Genomic DNA, 16994 nt, shown 5'->3' with positions numbered 1-16994 from the left:
CACCACCACGGCAACGCAGGCCGCGCCCGCGCCAGGCCTGCCGGAGGAAGCGCGCAATTGGCTGACCACGACCTGTCCAGGCTGAAAATCGACCGCAGCGCCACCGCCGCGACCGGCGCCCGCGTCCGCCCCCGGCGCAGATGGCTGCGCTATGCGGTCATCGCGCTGATCCTGCTGGCCGTGCTCGGCATCGCTGTCAGGCTCGCCGGCCCGAAGTCGGTGCAGACCACAACGGTTACCTCGGCCTACCCCACGCAGAATTTCACGCTGCTCAACGCCACCGGCTATGTCGTGCCGCAGCGCAAGGCGGCGGTCGCATCCAAGGCGCAGGGCCGGCTCGAATGGCTGGGCGTGCTGGAAGGCTCGCGCGTGAAGAAGGACGAGGTCATCGCGCGGCTGGAAAGCAAGGACGTGTCCGCGTCCTTCGCCCAGGCGCAGGCGCAGGTCAAGGTGGCACAGGCCAACCTGGCCCTGCAGCAGGCGGAGCTGAAGGACGCAGAAGTCAACCTGCGCCGCTCGCAGATCCTGATCGGGCCGAACGCGATCTCGCGCACCCAGTACGACGCCGATGTTGCGCGCTACAACAAGGCCAGGGCCTCGGTCAGCAGCTCGCAGGCGTCGATCGCGTCGGCGCAGGCCAATGCGCGCGCGGCCGAGGTGGCGGTGGAACAGACCGTGGTGCGCGCGCCGTTCGACGGCGTGGTACTGGTCAAGCATGCCAACGTCGGCGACAACATCACGCCGTTCTCGGCCGCCGCCGACACCAAGGGCGCGATCGTGACCATTGCCGACATGGAGACGCTGGAGGTCGAGGCCGACGTCGCCGAATCCAATATCGCCAGGATCCGCGCCGGCCAGCCGTGCGAATTGCTGCTCGATGCGTTGCCGGGCGTGCGCCTGGCCGGACAGGTGTCGCGCATCGTGCCGACGGTGGACCGCTCCAAGGCCACGGTGCTGGTCAAGGTGCGCTTTGTCGACCGCGACGCGCGCGTGCTGCCGGACATGAGCGCCAAGATCGCCTTTTTGTCGCGCGCGGCCACGGCGCGCGACCGCCAGCCGATGGTGGCGGTGCAGCCCGCCGCGGTGGTCATGCGCGATGGCCGGCAGGTGGTCTACGTGGTGCGGGACGGCAAGGCGCACGAGACCCAGGTCAAGACCGGCGACAAGCTCGGCGAGCTGGTCGCGGTACAGGGCGTCAAGACCGGCGACGTGCTGGTGCTGTCCCCCGGCGACAAACTCGGCGACGGCGACCGCGTCACGCCGGCCAAGCCTTGAAGTAACCACATGAGGGTGAGCGCATGAGCACCGCGCCGCTGGTCCGCATCAGCCACGTCGCCAAGTCCTACCGGCGCGGCATGCAGACCGTGCCCGTGCTGACCGATATCTCGCTCGATATCGGCGAGGGCGACTTCGTCGCGCTGATGGGCCCGTCCGGCTCCGGCAAGAGCACGCTGCTGAACCTGATCGCCGGCATCGACCGCCCCGACAGCGGCACGCTGCAGGTGGGCGGGCTCGATATCACGCAGCTGCCCGAGGCCGCGCTGGCGGACTGGCGCGCGGCCAACGTCGGCTTTATCTTCCAGTTCTACAACCTGATGCCGGTGCTGACCGCGTTCGAGAACGTGGAGCTGCCGCTGATGCTGACCAGCCTGCCGCGCGCGGAACGGCGCGCGCGCGTGGAGCTGGTGCTGGACATGGTCAACCTGGCCGACCGCATGAGCCACTACCCGTCCGAGCTGTCGGGCGGGCAGCAGCAGCGCGTGGCGATCGCGCGGGCGCTGATCACCGACCCGTCGCTGATCGTCGCCGACGAGCCCACCGGAGACCTCGACCGCACCTCTGCCGCGGAAATCCTGGCGATGATGCAGCGCCTGAACGCGGAACTCGGCAAGACCATCATCATGGTCACGCACGATGCCCATGCCGCGGCCGCGGCGGGCTCGCTGGTGCACCTCGATAAGGGCGAGCTGATCCGCGGCGAGGTGGCCTGATCCGTCATGTACGCGCTCAAGCTGATCACTCGCAACGCACTGCGGCACAAGCTGCGCACCGCGCTGACCGTGCTGGGGCTGGTGATCGCGGTGCTGGCGTTCGGGCTGCTGCAGACCGTGATCGATGCGTGGTACGCCGGCGCGTCGGCCGCGTCCAGCGCGCGGCTGGTGACGCGCAATGCGATCTCGCTGGTGTTCCCGCTGCCGCTCAGCTACGAGGGCCGCATCCGCGGCGTTGACGGCGTGACCGCGGTGGCGCGCTCCAACTGGTTCGGCGGCGTCTATCGCGACCGCAAGAATTTCTTCGCGCAGTTCGCAGTGTCGGACAACTATCTCGATCTCTACCCGGAATTCATCGTTCCCGAACAGCAGCGTGCCGAATACCAGCGCGACCGCAAAGGGGCGCTGGTCGGCCGCCAGCTGGCCGACCAGTTCGGCTTCAGGATCGGCGACGTGATCCCGATCAAGGGCACCATCTACCCCGGCACCTGGGAGTTCGTGGTGCGCGGCATCATGGACGGCCGCGACGAAAGCATCATCACGAAGCAGATGGTGTTCCACTGGGAATACCTGAACGAGACCATCCGCAAGAAGTCGCCGCGGCAGGCCGACCAGGTCGGGGTCTATGTGCTGGGCGTCGACAATCCCGACAACACCGCGGCGATCTCGCGCAATGTCGATGCCGTGTTCCGCAACTCGCTGGCCGAGACGCTGACCGAGACCGAGCAGGCGTTCCAGCTCGGCTTCGTCGCCATGTCGAACCAGATCATCGCGGCGATCCGCGTGGTCTCCTACGTGGTGATCGTGATCATCATGGCGGTGATGGCCAATGCGATGGCGATGAGTGCGCGCGAGCGCACCGCGGAATACGCCACGCTCAAGGCGCTGGGCTTCGGACCAGGATTCCTGGCGCTGCTGGTGTTCGGCGAGTCGCTAGCGATCTGCGTGGCGGGCGGCGCGCTCGGCATGCTGGCTACGCCGCCGATGGCGGCGGCGTTCAAGCAGGCGGTGGGCGGCGTATTCCCGGTGTTCACAGTGTCGCAGGAAACGATGCGCGCGCAGGCCGCGTGCGCGCTGGCGGTCGGCATCGCCGCCGGCATCGTGCCTGCGGTACAGGCCGCGCGGGTGCGCATCGTCGAAGGCCTGCGGGCAATCGGCTGACGCGTTCGACCATGGCGATCCCGCTCACCTATATCGCGCGCAACCTGTGGGCCCGGCGGCTGACCACCGCGCTGACCGCGGGCGGGCTGGCTTTGGTGGTCTTTGTCTTCGCCACCATGCTGATGCTGGATGCCGGCCTGAAGAAGACGCTGGTCACCACCGGCGAGCGCGACAACGTGGTAGTGATCCGCAAAGGCGCCGAGACCGAAATCCAGAGCGCCGTCGAGCGCGGCCAGGCCGGCATCATGGAAATGCACCCGGCGGTGGCCATGACCGGCGCCGGCCAGCCGATGGCCTCGCGCGAGGCCGTGGTGCTGATCTCGCTGACCAAGTCCAGCACCGGGCAGCCCTCCAACGTGGTGATCCGCGGCATCTCGCCGCTGGGCATGGACCTGCGTCCGCAGGTCAGGCTCGTGGCGGGGCGCATGTTCCGTCCGGGCTCGGCTGAAATCATTGTCGGCAGCAGCATTGCCGACGGCTTTGCCGGCGTGCAGATCGGCGAACACCTGCGCTTCGCCCAGCGCGAGTGGACTGTGGTGGGCCACTTCGACGCCGGCGGCAGCGGTTTCGACTCGGAGATCTGGGGCGATGTCGACCAGCTGATGCAGTCGTTCCGGCGCAATGCGTATTCGTCGATGGTGGTGCGGCTGGCCAACCCCACGCTGTTCGAGCGCTTCCGCGCCGATATCGACGTGGATCCACGCCTTGCCGACGAGGCCAAGCGCGAGCAGGTCTTCTATAGCGACCAGTCCAGGGCGCTGTCCAAATTTATCAATATCCTGGGCTTTACGCTGTCCACGATTTTTTCGATTGCGGCAATGATCGGCGCCATGATCACCATGTACGCGTCGGTGGCCAACCGCGTGGCCGAGATCGGCACGCTGCGCGCGCTGGGATTCAAGCGTGCCAACGTGCTGGTGGCTTTCCTGATCGAGGCGGCGTTGCTCGGACTGGTGGGTGGCGTGGCCGGGCTGGCGTTTGCGGCGCTGATGCAATTCGCGTCGTTCTCGACGACCAATTTCCAGACGTTTGCCGATCTGTCGTTCCGCTTCATCCTGACGCCTGGCATTGCGCTGCAGACGCTCGGGTTCGCGATGGCGATGGGGCTGGTGGGCGGCTTCCTGCCGGCGGTGCGGGCGGCGAGGATGAATATCGTGGATGCGCTGCGGGCGCGTTGAGCGGCTCGCTCGCTGCCGGTTTGCTCCCCTCTCCCAATGAGGGGAGAGGGAGAACACCTTGCTTAGCCCGGCTCGGGCGGCTTGGGTGCACCCAACGCCGTTGGCTTCGCTACAGGTCTCCAAGAGCCCCGATCCTTTCCTTGCCTTCTCCCCACTGTCCGTCTACAACCCGTAGTGATGCATGCTACTCGCCAGGCCTCGCTGGCGGCCAGTGCGCACCGGCACGGCCAGCGGCGCCCCACCGCAGGACTTACCGCCAGGACGCCCCCGATGAATCTCGACCTGCTGGCTTCATTGCTGACTGCCGTGGTGGTGCTGCTGATCGGCACCCTGGTCAACCGCAGCGTCGGCATCCTGTCGCGCTACAACATCCCCGACCCCGTCACCGGCGGGCTGCTGTTCGCCATCGTCGCGTCGGTGGCAGCGGCGGCGGCGAATTTCCGCGTGGTCATCGATCCCGGCATGAAGCCGGTGCTGCTGCTGATGTTCTTCGGCGGCGTCGGCCTTGGCGCCGACCTGCGCATGCTCAAGCGGGGCGGCAGGGCGCTGGTGATCTTCCTGATCATCCTGCTGCCCTATATCGTGGTGCAGAACGCCGTCGGCGTGGCCATGGCCAGGACACTCGACCTGCACCCGATCTTCGGGCTGGTGAGCGGCTCCATCACGCTGGTGGGCGGCCATGGCACCGGGGCCGCCTATGCCGAGCGCTTCGCCGAGGTCAACAACCTGCAGGCGGTGATGGACCTGTCGATGACGGTGGCGACCATCGGCCTGGTCGTCGGCGGCATCATCGGCGGTCCCGTGGCGCAGTACCTGATCTCGCGCTACAAGCTGCGCTCGACCGCGCGCGAGGTCGGCGACACCGAGGAGGAAGCCGCCGCCGCGTCGCCGATCACCACGGTCGGCGCGCTCGCCGCGCTGGCCGGCATGCTGGCCGCCGTGATCGGCGGGCGCTGGATCGCGGCGCAGATGCCGGCGGGCCCGATCACCATCCCCGGCTTCCTGTGGTGCATGATGCTCGGCATCGCGATCCGCAACCTGCTGCCATTCATCGGCCTGCGCTTCGACGACCGCGCCACCGACCTGATCACCAACGTCTGCCTGTCGCTGTTCCTGGTGATGACCATGATGGCGCTGGACCTGGCCGAGGTGGCGCTGTCGGCCGGCCCGTTCCTGCTGATCATCGCGATGCAGGTCGTGTTCATCATCCTCTACGTGGTGTTCGTCTGCTTCCGCTTCATGGGCGGCGACTACGAGGCGGCGGTCACCTCGGCCGCGTTCATCGGCTTCAACATGGGTTCCACGGCGACCGCCATGGCCAACATGCGCGCGATCACCGCGCGCTACGGGCCGGCGCCCACCAGCTACCTGATCACGCCGCTGGCCGGCGCGTTCTTTGTCGACCTGATGAACGCGTTCGTGCTGACCATGTTGCTGGCCTTGCCGCTGATCGGAGGCTGACATGCGCCGCGCCTGCCTTGCCTTCCTCTTTGCGCTGCTGGCCAGCCTGTGGCTGGGCGGCTGCGGCGGCGGCCCGAACGCCGACGGCATCCGCGCCAATCTCAACGAGCGCCTGGCGCAGGCGCTGCCGCCGGGCACCGTGCAGCTGGTCGACGTCGACCGGCGCGGCTCGCAGTCCGATACCAAGGCACCGGCCGGCGAAACCCGGCGCGTGGTGTACTTCGATGCGGAACTGAAGCTGCTGCGCGACTACGACTTCGGCGCGTGGGATTCGCCCGGCGTGGCCGGGCTGATCTCGGCGCTGGGCGCGGGGCCGCGCGGGATCACCGGGATCACCAGCGGCGGCAACAAGGCGGGCGACGTGCTGCGCGCGCACGGCACCGCACTGTACCGGCGCGACGGCGAGCGCTGGGTCAGCGTGCAGCCCGCCGGCTATCGCCCCGCCGAGGCGCCGGCCGTGGCCACCAACGCGCCCACTGGTCCGGCGGCGATCCTGGATGCGATGCGCAAGGTGGTCGAGGCGGTGCAGAAGGACGCCTCGCCGGCGCAGCGCGCGGTGATCGAGCAGGAACTGACCACCGCGCACGCCAATATCCGCGCCCGGCTGGCACGCGTGGACGAGGGCTACGCCATTGCCGCCGGCGCCGAGCATGGCCAGTACCTGCGCTTCGTGCGCGCGCTGGTGGACGGCGCGCGTGTGCGCGCCATCGCGCTGGTCACTCGCGGCGGCGAAGAGAACCTGCGCCTGCTGCGCGCCGGCAAGGTCTCGGCGGCCATGGCGCAGGGCGATGCCGCGCTCGATGCCTACGAGGGCAAGGGCGCCTTTGCCGAAGACGGGCCGCACGCGTCGCTGCGCGCCGTCGGCAGCCTGTACCCGGAACCGGTGCACGTGCTGGTGCGCGATGGCGATCCGGCACGCTCGGTGTCCGACCTGCGCGGCAAGCGCATTGCGGTGGGCGAAAGCGGCTCGGCCTCGCGCGGCACGGTGCTGCGCGTGCTGGCCGCACACGGGCTGGCCGAGAAGGATTTCAAGGCCGAGGAAGTGGGCCTGGGCGCGGCGCTGGTGGCACTGCGCCAGAACCAGGTGGATGCCGTGATGCAGGTGATCGGCGTGCCGTCCGACAGCATCCGCGATGCGCTGAGCGAACTGCCGTTGCGACTGCTGCCACTGGACGAGCGCGCTATCGCGGCGATGGTCGGGCAGAAGGCGGGGTATTTCCGCGCCAGCATCGCACCCGGCACGTACCCCGGCCTGCGCGAGCCGGTGCGCACCATCGCCACCGCGGCGATCCTGGTGACCGGACCCGACCTGTCGGATACCGAGGTGGCCGACCTGACGCGGCTGGTGTACCGGCATGGCCGCGACTTCGTCGCGCGCGGCAGCGCCCAGGGCGGGCAGATCAACGTGGCCACGGCGCGCGAAGGGCTGGTGATTCCGCAGCACCTGGCGGCAGCAAAGGTGCTGGACGGCCTGGCGGCGGGCACGCCAGCGCAGCGGTCCGGAGGACCGGCCACTCAGGCACCGGCACCCGCGTCGGCACCGGCTGCCACCGCATCCAGGCCGGCCGCCCGCTAACCCCGGAAGCCGCCGCTCGCGCTACCCTGCCGCCGGCAACTCCGCCGCCAGCCGGCAGCGCCGGTCGAGAAAATCGCTCGCATGGCCATTGCTGCCACCCGCCGCGTGGACCGGCTGGTCCACCAGGAAGAAGCCAGGGCGGCCCTGCCGGTCCTGGCCATAGGTCAGGAATATGCCCCGGTCGGGCGGCGGCACCGCGGCGGCGCTGGCGCCGGGATCGTCAGCCCTGCCCCCGACCAGCGCGAACGGGTCGGCCGACAGGACCGGCGTGGCAGCCGGGATAAACCTGGCCCGCACCGGCTTGCCGTCGAACCGCAGCGAAGTCCACTCGGTGCCGATCGGCCCGCTCGCGCCATTGACGAAGGCGCGCGCCGCGGCGCTGATGCAATCGAGATGGATATGGAGCTGGTCCTGGCTGCGCGAGGTGCGGGAATTGACCGCCAGCCCCAGCATGTCGTCCGGCACGGGCTTGCCCAGCGCCTGCCCGACCATGCCGCGCTCGTCCCAGCCGAAGGCCCAGGCGTTGGCACCGGTGCCGTCCCACGCCTTGCGATCCTCCACGCCCGTCACTGTCCGTGCCGGGATCACCAGGTAGTGCGACACGCCGATCGCGTCCTTGTACAGCACCAGCCCGCGGGCTCGGTCGACGCTGGCGCAATCGGCATGCTGCGGCTGCGGCGGCGCCAGGCAGCGCTGCTGCACGTTGCGCCACAGGCCATCGCGCCCGCCGGACAGGACGCCGACCACGTTCTCGGCGGTGCAGCCCGCCAGCATCATTGCCGCCGCCAACGCCAGCGCGCCGCGCCGGCGTGCCGGGGTCAGCGCCGGCATGGAATGCCGTAGTACGTCCCTACCCGCGGGTTGGACACGATATAGGCGTGGCGCTGGGCCCAGAACTGGGCGTCGCGGAAGACCTCGGCCTCGCGTTCGCTCCAGGGTGTGGCCAGCAGCGGCAGGGCTTCGGCGTCGGTGGTCGGGTAGACCTGGGCCTGGTAGCGGGCCGTCTGCAGCGCGCCCGTACGGATGGTACGGATCGTGACGTGGCGTGTCATAGGCAGCTTCTCGTCATGAGGACGCCAAATCATAACCACATTCCTGTGTTGCTTTGATGACTGCGGCTGTAACTTGCTGTCAGGAAGCCGCACCGGCCACGACCAACCGATGTCCCCTCGCCGGAAACCGGAGCCAGACATGACGATCAAGTCACCTCGCAAGATCGCAATCCTCGCGCTGACGCATCTCGCCATGCTGGCGGCCGGCTTCGCGGCCGGGATCTATGTGCTGCCGATCCTGACCGAGCAGGCGGGGGCGAGTATCGGGCAGTTACAGGAGGTGTCGCGGCAGGCGGCCTTTTCCGGCGCCTTCCGCAAGGACCTGGCCGGCAGTGACGCATTCCACTGGGCCAGCGGACGGCTGCATGTGTCGGACCGCGCCATTGCCTTCGAAGGCAGCGTGGCGCCGGGACCGGACTACCGGATCTACCTGGTGCCGGAGTTCGTCGACACCAAGGCCGCTTTCCTTGCGATCAAGGACCGCGCGGTGCAGGTTGCGCCGTTGAAGACCTTCGGCAATTTCACCGTCGCGTTGCCGGATGGCGTCGATCCCGGCCAGCACCGTGCGGTAGTGATCTGGTGCGAGCGGTTCGGGCAATTCATCAGTGCCGCGGCCTACCGGTAGGCCACGCAAGAAAAAAAGGGCCGATCGAGGAACCGGCCCAACGAACCCCGCACAGGCGAGGTGTCGATATGAACATCACGCGCCCGCCCGTGCGCGGCGCCGCAGCGCCATCGCGGGCGGGCATCAGGCGGCGGTGATCAGAAGCGATGACGCATGCCGATGGTGGCGCCGGTCTGGTTCTCGCCCGCGACCACGGTGCCCACGCCATTCAGGCCCAGGGCCGAGCCGTTCTTGTTCTTGGCGTAGCCCACGTTCAGGTACACGTCGGTGCGCCTGGACAGCGAATAGTCGGCCGACAGCACGAACATCCACGGATCGGCATCGCTGCTGCGGGTGTCGTTGTAATAGGCGGCGCCGGTCACCAGGAAGGCGGGCGTGAAGCGGTACTGCGCGCCAGCCCAGTAGACGTTGCTGCGGGTCGCGGCGGCGGTGGCGCTGGAGACGCCATCGTCCTTCAGCCAGCGGTAGCCGGCGAACACCTTGGCGTCGCCGAAGGCATAGGCGGTGCCCACCGCGGCGCGCTTGGCGCTGCGGTCCTGCAGCGCCACGGTGGCGCCCTGGTACTGGTCGTAGGCGGCACCGACCGAGAAGCCGCCGGCGGCATACGACAGCCCGCCGCCGAAGTTGCGCGCCACCTTGGGTTCGCCCGGCACTTCGCCGTTGTTGTCGCGGCCGAAGCTGTAGAAGCCGGTGGCGGTCAGGCCGCCGAACTTGCCGGTGTACTTGATGGCGTTGTCGGCGCGGCCGTTAAAGGCCGAGTCGACGCTGTTGAGCGAGTAGCGCGGGCCCACGCCCATCGGGTCGAAGGCGCCGAACAGGTCGTACAGCGAGTTCTGCTGGCGGCCCAGCGTGACGGCGCCGAAGCCGCCCTGCAGGCCCACGTAGGCCTGGCGGCCGAACAGGCGGTTGCCCTGCCCGGAGGTGCCGGTATCGATATCGAAACCGCTTTCCAGCACGAAGATGCCCTTCAGGCCGTCGCCCAGGTCTTCGGTGCCGCGCACGCCCCAGCGCGAGCCGGACAGGTTGCCCGAGTTCAGGCGGGTGGTCGTGCCCTGGGCACCGTTGGTGCCAGGCACGTGGCTGATGACTTCGAGGCCGGCATCGGCGATGCCGTACAGCGTTACGTTCGATGCGGACTGGGCCGAGGCCACCCCGGATACCGCGGTAGCGGCCACTGCTGCCGCCATTGCAAGGAGAGCTTTCTTCACTGTGATTTCTCTGTTTTATGGTGATTCCATGACACCGCGCCGGACCGACCGGGGCCGGTCGGCCATCCCGGCCTGAGCTGGCTGGCCGCGCAAGACCCGGCGGCGACGCACGTCCGCACATGTGCGGCCGGCGCATTGTGCTGGCGCAATATGAAAGCGTTGTGACGAGTAGTACTCAGCACAATGTGCCGAATAGCACCCGAATGGGGGTTTTCCCTGTAAGCAAGGGGATCGTTTTGGTAGGATGCAGGCTTTTCCGACGACGGTAATGCCAGTGCCCCGTGCCGCCATGTGCCTTTGCCTCGACAGCTTCGCGTCATGAAGCTGGCAGAGATCAAGACCCGGCTTGCCTCGCTGCAGGCTCCGCTCCCCGCCTCGATCCAGCAACGCCTGTCCGGCCTGTGCGCGCGCAGCGCGCGCCTGGGCCTGACCCGGCCCGGCTCGCTGCGACCCACGCGCCGCGGCGTGCTGGTCGGCATGGCCGCGGCGCCGGCAGCCTTGCTGCTGTACATGCTGGTGCTGGTGCCATTCACACCGGGCATCAGCGACATCCGCAAGGCCAAGTCCGAGCAGCCGGCGCAGGTGCTGTCGGCCGACGGCAAGGAGCTGGCGCTCTTCAAGTGGGCCAACCGCGACTGGGTGCCGCTGAAGCAGATCTCGCCCAACGTGGTGGCGGCGCTGATCTCGACCGAAGACCACCGCTTCTATGAGCACCACGGGCTCGACTGGCGCCGCCTTGCCTCGGCCGCGGTGCATACCTTCTCGGGCGACCGCCAGGGCGGCTCGACCATCACTCAGCAGCTGGCGCGCAACCTCTATCCCGACGAGATCGGCCGCGCGCCCACGCTGACGCGCAAGCTCAAGGAAGCGATCACCGCGTTCAAGATCGAGGCCCTGTACACCAAGGACGAAATCCTCGAGACCTACCTGAACACGGTGCCGTTCCTGTACAACGCGTTCGGCATCGAGATGGCCGCGCGCACGTACTTCGACAAGCCGGCGCGCTCGCTCGATGTGCTGCAGAGCGCCACGCTGATCGGCATGCTCAAGGGCAACAGCTACTACAACCCGGTGCTGAACCCCGAGCGCGCGCTGGACCGGCGCAATATCGTGCTGGGGCAGATGGTCAAGCGCGGCAAGCTCGACGCGGCCCGCTATGAGCAGCTCAAACGCCGTCCGCTGCGTATCGACTTCGAGCGCCAGACCGAGCCGCCCGGCCCCGCGCCGCATTTCGCGCAGCAGCTGCGCAAGTGGCTGATCGGCTGGGCCGACCGCAACGGCTACGACATCTACGCCGACGGCCTGGTGGTGCGCACCACCATCGACGCGCGCCTGCAGGCCATGGCCACGCAGGCGGTGGCGCAGCAAGGCAACCGCCTGCAGGCGATCGCCAACGCGGCCTGGGCGCCGCGCGCGGGCTGGGCCGCGGACCGCGCGCTGGTGCAGGCCTTCGTGCTCGAGTCGCCGGAATACCGTGCCGCCACCGCCGCCGGCACGCCGTCCGAAGACGCGATGAAGCAGCTGCTGGCCAATGGCGCCTTCATGCGCGCGCTGCACCAGCAGAAGACGCGGATCCAGGCGGGCTTCCTCGCCATCGATCCGCGCAACGGCGAGATCCGCGCCTGGGTCGGCAGCCGCGACTACACGCAGGACGCCTTCGACCACGTGCAGCAGGCGCGCCGCCAGCCGGGCTCGACCTTCAAGCCCTTCGTCTACGGCGCGGCGTTCGAGGAAGGCAAGTCGCCCGACGACACGCTGATGGACCAGCCGGTCGAGATCGAGCTGGCCGGCGGCGAGATCTGGCGCCCGTCCGACGAGGGCCGCCCCACCGGGCGCGCGATGAGCCTGCGCGACGGCCTGGTCTACTCGCGCAACACCATCACCGCGCAGCTGATGCAGCAGGTCGGCCCGGCGCGCGTGGCGCGGCTGGCGCGCGAGATGGGCGTGCGCGAAAGCCGGCTCGACGAGGTGCCGTCGCTGGCGCTGGGCACCAGCCCGGTCACGCTCAAGGAGATGGTGGCCGCCTACGGCACCATCGCCAACGCCGGCAACTACATCGCGCCGACCATGGTCACGCGGATCGAAGACCGCAACGGCAATGTGCTGCAGGTATTCCGCCCGGCGCGCGCCGAGCACGCCCTGCCCCACGCCACCACGCAGACCCTGCTCGACGTGATGCGCGACGTGATCGACCGCGGCACCGGCGCCGGCATCCGCTCGCGCTTCGGCATCCGCGCCGACGTGGCCGGCAAGACCGGCACCACGCAGGACAACGCCGACGGCTGGTTCATCATGATGCACCCGGAGCTGGTCGCCGGCGCCTGGGTCGGCTTCAACGACAGCCGCGTCACGCTGCGCAGCGACTACTGGGGCCAGGGCGCGCACAGCGCGCTGCCGATGGTCGGCGACTTCTACCAGCGCGCCCTGCGCGGCCGCATCATCGACGGTAGCGCCCGCTTTGCCGAGTACGAGGAAACCCATGTGTTCGCCTCGCTCGGCAACCAGGTGCGCGGCTGGTGGGCCCAGTTGTTCAGCCGCGACAAGGCCAACGACGCCACCGCGCCGCGCCCGGCGCCGCGCCGTCCGGCGCTGCCGGCGCCCGAGGCGGATGTGGCGCCGCCGGCGAGCACGCCGATGGCGTCGGCCTCAGCGCCGGGGAGCGGTGGGGGCAGTGGCGGGGAAGAGTCCAGCCTGGCGCTGGATCAGGGGGAAACAGTGATGGCGGTGCCGCCGGGTTTTGAGGCAAGTCCAGCGCAGGCACCAGCGGCATCGCAGGCACCGGTCACGCCCGCGACGCCGCCTGCCCCGCCGCCCGATCCAGCAGGCTCCAATGCGCCTGCGGCGCCTGCGTATCCGGCCGGGCGGCCGGCGCCGGCTGCGCCCGTACCCGCAGCGCCAATACCGCCGGCACCGGTGACGCCGGAAAGCAATAACCAGAGCAGCGTCGCGCCCGGCTAAAGCAGGCACTGGCGGGCTTACGCCATCCAGTTCTCGCAGCGCAGTCCGTTCACGCGGGAAAATTCACCCATGTTGTCGGTGACCAAAACAGCCCCAAGCGAGAGCGCATGCGCGGCAATCAGCATGTCATTGGCTCCGATGACTGTGCCCTTGCGCTCCAGTGCTGCACGCAACTCGCCGTAGCAGTGATCCGCGTCACCGCCGAGGGGCAGGACGCGCAGGCCGGCCAGTGCCTGGCCGACACGCTGGCTGAGCGCCGATGAGCCCTTCTTTGCTGCGCCGAAGCGCAATTCGGCCGCGACGATGATCGATGTGCAGAGACTATCGGGGTCGGTCGCTTCGATCCGGGCCGCGCAAGCCCCACGAGTATTGCGAATGGCGTCGGAAATGATATTGGTGTCGAGCAGGAACAAGGCCATCAGAGATTGACGTCCTCGGCTGGCAAGTCGTCGATCGTCGGCCAATCGTCGTCGATCGGCTCCCATTGCGACAGCAGCGCCCGCAACGGCGTGGCCGCGACCGGCTCAATGATGAGGTGGTTGCCTTCGCGGCGAAGAATGGCCTCGTCCCCGGGCAGCTCGAACTCGCGCGGGATGCGGATTGCCTGGTTGCGACCGTTGCGGAACAGCCTGACATGGCGGATTTCGTCGGTTGTCGTCATCGAACCTCCTTCGCATATGCCAAAGCATATGCCAAATGCCGGGGTACTGCAATGAGAGCCGGCTCAAATCGCCGCAGTGCCTCGTCGACGACTCAAATCAGTCCCAGATCACCGGCCCGCCCCCCTGGAAACACCTGTTCCAGCCGCCCCGCATCCAAGCCGTACAACCGCTGGAGCAGCCCGCCCAGCACCGCCCGATACTCATTGCGCACCGGCCAGTCCCGGTCCTGGTTCAGCGCCGCGCGCTCCACCGCGACCTGCTCGCCCGCGATGCGCCCGCCGCGCACCGCGCCGCCGGCCACCCAATAGACGGTGCCATGGCCATGGTCGGTGCCGCGGGTGCCGTTCTCGCGGAACGTGCGGCCGAACTCCGACAGCACCACCACCGTGGTATTGCCCCACGCCGGCCCCATACCGTCGGCGAAGGCCGACAGGCCGCGGCCGAGGTTGTCGAGCAGGCCGGCGAGCTGGCCCTGCGCCGCGCCCTGGTTGACGTGGGTATCCCAGCCGCCGACGTCGATAAAGCCGAGGTTGAAGCGCTCGCGCATCAGCCCCGCCATGCGCCGCGCCTCGATTTCGAAGCCGCGCGCGCTGAGCGAGCGGCGGTTGGCGGCCTGCATCTCCTGCTGGCGCGCGGCCATGTTGCTGCCACCTGCCATGTCCCCTGCGGCCGCCTCGGCCTGGCGTGCGACCGCCTGGCGCAGCTCGAAGCCTTCGTCGATCAGCGACTCGAAGCGCGTGCCGCGGTACATCTGCGCCAGCATCTGTTCCTGGCGCGCGTCGAACGGGGTGCGGCCGCTGCCCTTGAGCGAGACGTTGGGCACGCCGCGCGGCCCCGCCAGCACCAGTGGCAGGCCATCGGTGAAGGCCACCGGCGCGGCCTGGCCGCCCATCGCCTGCGCCAGGCGGTTGAGAAAGCCGCTGCCGCGCAGCGCGGCGAGCTGGCTGCGGTTGTGGTCGCGTGGATCGTCGCCCGCGCCCGGCAGCCCTGCCTCGATGGTGTCCTGCGTCTCGAAGTGGCTGCGCGACAAGTCATGCGTGCCGGCAAACGGCACGAAGGCCAGCTGCCCGCGCTGCCACAGCGGCAGCATGGCCGGCGCCAGTGCCGGGTGCATCGCCCAGCCGCCGATGCCGCGCGCGGCGCTGTCGGCGGCAAAGGCCGGCGCCAGCGCGACGGCGGCGCCGGGGTCGGGGTCCGCTCCGGCGGCGGGCGGTCGCCGGATCGCGATATTGGGGCGCGCCGCGTAATAGAAGTCGCTGCCGGCCGGCACCAGCACGCTGGCGGCGTCATAGCCGCCGCGCAGGAACACCAGCAGGAAGCGGGCGTCGGCCTGCGCCGGCAGCGCGTAGACGCGCGACACCGTGGCGGGCAGCGCCCACGCCAGCGCGGTGGCGCCCATCGTGCCGAGCCATTGTCTGCGTCGCATGGCGAGCTCCTTCCTTTCCCGTGCGCGTCAGCGCTGCATCCATTCGGGCGAGCTGAGCAGCACGGTATTCCACTCCGCCTGCGAGGCCGCCTGCGCCAGCCCCGCGCGCGTTGCCGGGCCAAGCGTGGCTTCGATGCCGTCGTAGTAGAGCTTGTTGCCGATCACCGGGAAGCGCGCGCCGCGCGGCGTGCCCGCATCGCCGGCGAACAATCCGGCCGGTCCCGAGCCGATTGCGCGCGCAATCTCGAAGCGCCGCACCATCTGCCCGGAACTGGCCCAGGCGCTCTCCGCCGCGGGATAGCCGTCGGGTGTCACGTGGCCATACAGCGGCTCGCCCAGCTGGTTCAGCCAGTTCAGCACCGGGCGCAGGTTGGCGACCGGCCGGCCTTCGTAGGCCAGCCGCAGCGACGACACCACGTAGACCACCGGATCCTTGAACTTGCGCGGGGAAGAAGCCGGCAGCCGGTCCAGCTCGGGCGCCAGCAGCATGGTGCGCAGCACCGCGGCGATATTGCCATCGGTGCGCGCGAAGGTCTGGGCCATGCGGTCGACCAGTGCGGGCGGCGGGTTGTCGGCGATGAAATAAGCGGCCAGCCTGGCACTGATAAATCGCGCCGTGGCCGGCTCGCGCGACAGGATCGCCACCGCGCGCTCGACCTCGGCAAACCCGGCCGGCTCGATGCGCTGGCCCAGCAGCGTCTTGGCGCCGAAGTCATGCCGCGCCGGATTGAACTCGAACGCGCCGTCGCTGCGGTACAGCGCCGCGCGCGCGGGCGGCAGCCGCGGCGGCGTGCCGCGCAGGTTGACGCCGACGCCGGTCAGCACGCGCGCCAGTTCCTGCACGTCTTGCTGGGTGTAGCGCGAGCCGCTGGGGCCGCCCGCCACGCCCAGCGTATGCAACTCCATCAGCTCGCGCGCGTAGTTCTCGTTGATGCGGTTGGCGCTGCTTTGCGCGTTGTCGAGGTAGAGCAGCATCGCCGGCGCGGTGACGGTGGCCATCAGCAGGTCCCGGAAGCGGCCCAGGGCATGGGGGCGGATCGCGCGTTCCTCATAGTCGGGCAGCAGCCAGCGCACCTGCCCCTTGCCCGAATAGACATTGAAGTGGTTCATCCAGAACCACGTCATCTGCTCGCGCAGTTGCGCCGGCGAGTACAGCGCCCGCAGCAGGTGGCGCCGCGCGGTATCGGCCACCAGCTCGCGGCCTTTTTCGTTCAGGGCCTGGCGGGCCTGCTGCTTGCTGTCTGCGTCGGCCAGCGCGTCGATGCGCTCGCGCGCCTGCCGCGCAGCCAGCAGCGGCGTGCCGGGGTCGCCTTGCAGGGCCGGCAGCGCGGCGATGGCGGCCCCAAGTTCGGGCGGATCCGCCAGCGGCATGGCGAGCTGGCGCTCCAGATAGGCTGTGCGTCCCAGTCGGCGCAGCTCGGCCAGGCTGGCCTGGTCGGCGCCGAAGCTGACGGTATTGAGCCAGCGCAGGTCGGTCGCGCTGTCGCTGCCGGCGTCCGGCATCTGGGCACAGGCGCCTGCGCAGGCGGCCAGCACCACCGCTGCGCCGGCGCGCCAGGCGGCCAGCCGCCGCGGCATCCTGCCATGTCCCGCCTGTTGCGCCGCATCCATGCCCGCCTCCTTGTCATGCCCACTGTCAATGTTACGGGGCAAGCGCGTTTCCGTTGACATGGGCGCTTGGCGGGCGGCTGCCTTG

The 16994-nt window shown here is 69.3% G+C and carries 15 protein-coding genes; 8 read left to right on the top strand and 7 right to left on the bottom strand.

Annotated features, from left to right (window positions below):
- Positions 1-57 precede the first annotated feature (57 nt).
- From ACAD63_RS23620 to ACAD63_RS23595, 6 genes are all read left to right on the top strand, one after another.
- Positions 58-1275, top strand: a complete 1218-nt coding sequence (locus ACAD63_RS23620) for an efflux RND transporter periplasmic adaptor subunit (RefSeq protein WP_133095843.1) — start codon at positions 58-60, stop codon at positions 1273-1275.
- A 23-nt stretch (positions 1276-1298) separates the two neighbouring features.
- On the top strand, positions 1299-1991 hold the full coding sequence (locus ACAD63_RS23615; RefSeq protein ID WP_133095844.1) for an ABC transporter ATP-binding protein: 693 nt from the start codon (positions 1299-1301) through the stop codon (positions 1989-1991).
- Positions 1992-1997: 6 nt separating this feature from the next.
- Positions 1998-3152, top strand: coding sequence for an ABC transporter permease (locus tag ACAD63_RS23610; protein WP_133095845.1), 1155 nt, complete (start codon positions 1998-2000; stop codon positions 3150-3152).
- A gap of 11 nt (positions 3153-3163) precedes the next feature.
- Positions 3164-4330, top strand: coding sequence for an ABC transporter permease (locus tag ACAD63_RS23605; RefSeq protein ID WP_135703144.1), 1167 nt, complete (start codon positions 3164-3166; stop codon positions 4328-4330).
- Between the two features lie 270 nt (positions 4331-4600).
- Positions 4601-5791 carry a sodium/glutamate symporter gene (gene gltS / locus ACAD63_RS23600; RefSeq protein WP_133095847.1) on the top strand — a complete coding sequence of 397 codons (1191 nt, stop codon included), beginning with the start codon at positions 4601-4603 and terminating at the stop codon, positions 5789-5791.
- 1 nt (position 5792) lies between these two features.
- Positions 5793-7367, top strand: coding sequence for a TAXI family TRAP transporter solute-binding subunit (locus tag ACAD63_RS23595; RefSeq protein ID WP_195429953.1), 1575 nt, complete (start codon positions 5793-5795; stop codon positions 7365-7367).
- 21 nt (positions 7368-7388) lie between these two features.
- Here the strand turns inward: ACAD63_RS23595 and ACAD63_RS23590 are convergent, their stop codons facing one another.
- Positions 7389-8198, bottom strand: coding sequence for a CDP-diacylglycerol diphosphatase (locus ACAD63_RS23590; RefSeq protein WP_133095849.1), 810 nt, complete (start codon positions 8196-8198; stop codon positions 7389-7391).
- Positions 8186-8419 (bottom strand): CDP-diacylglycerol pyrophosphatase, encoded by a 234-nt coding sequence (locus ACAD63_RS23585; RefSeq protein WP_195429955.1) that lies wholly within the window; start codon positions 8417-8419, stop codon positions 8186-8188. The genes ACAD63_RS23590 and ACAD63_RS23585 overlap by 13 nt, the downstream gene beginning before the upstream one ends.
- A 139-nt stretch (positions 8420-8558) precedes the next feature.
- Here ACAD63_RS23585 and ACAD63_RS23580 point away from each other — a divergent pair, with 139 nt between their 5' ends.
- A complete protein-coding gene (locus tag ACAD63_RS23580) occupies positions 8559-9044 on the top strand; it encodes a DM13 domain-containing protein (RefSeq protein WP_135703146.1) in 486 nt (161 codons plus the stop codon).
- A 137-nt stretch (positions 9045-9181) separates the two neighbouring features.
- Here ACAD63_RS23580 and ACAD63_RS23575 read toward each other — a convergent pair whose 3' ends face one another.
- Positions 9182-10252, bottom strand: coding sequence for a porin (locus tag ACAD63_RS23575; RefSeq protein WP_434034432.1), 1071 nt, complete (start codon positions 10250-10252; stop codon positions 9182-9184).
- A 318-nt stretch (positions 10253-10570) separates the two neighbouring features.
- Between ACAD63_RS23575 and ACAD63_RS23570 the strand changes: the two genes are divergently transcribed.
- Complete coding sequence (locus tag ACAD63_RS23570) at positions 10571-13210, top strand: penicillin-binding protein 1A (protein ID WP_434034431.1); 2640 nt, start codon at positions 10571-10573, stop codon at positions 13208-13210.
- Between the two features lie 17 nt (positions 13211-13227).
- Here ACAD63_RS23570 and ACAD63_RS23565 read toward each other — a convergent pair whose 3' ends face one another.
- The 4 genes from ACAD63_RS23565 to ACAD63_RS23550 form a co-directional block, all read right to left on the bottom strand.
- Positions 13228-13629: a type II toxin-antitoxin system VapC family toxin gene (locus ACAD63_RS23565; RefSeq protein WP_133095852.1), complete on the bottom strand. Its 402-nt coding sequence runs from the start codon at positions 13627-13629 to the stop codon at positions 13228-13230.
- Positions 13629-13871: an antitoxin gene (locus ACAD63_RS23560; RefSeq protein WP_133095853.1), complete on the bottom strand. Its 243-nt coding sequence runs from the start codon at positions 13869-13871 to the stop codon at positions 13629-13631. Before ACAD63_RS23560 ends, ACAD63_RS23565 begins: the two co-directional genes overlap by 1 nt.
- A gap of 92 nt (positions 13872-13963) precedes the next feature.
- Positions 13964-15298: a DUF1501 domain-containing protein gene (locus ACAD63_RS23555; RefSeq protein WP_195429972.1), complete on the bottom strand. Its 1335-nt coding sequence runs from the start codon at positions 15296-15298 to the stop codon at positions 13964-13966.
- 27 nt (positions 15299-15325) lie between these two features.
- Entirely contained in the window at positions 15326-16876 is a 1551-nt protein-coding gene (locus ACAD63_RS23550; protein WP_431189877.1) for a DUF1800 domain-containing protein, read from the bottom strand.
- Positions 16877-16994 lie beyond the last annotated feature (118 nt).

The organism is Cupriavidus sp. a3 (assembly GCF_051015765.1).
In the GTDB taxonomy this organism is placed as follows: domain Bacteria; phylum Pseudomonadota; class Gammaproteobacteria; order Burkholderiales; family Burkholderiaceae; genus Cupriavidus; species Cupriavidus oxalaticus_A.
The sequence above is the reverse complement of the archived record's forward strand: the minus strand, read 5'-3'. Positions and strand labels throughout refer to the sequence as shown.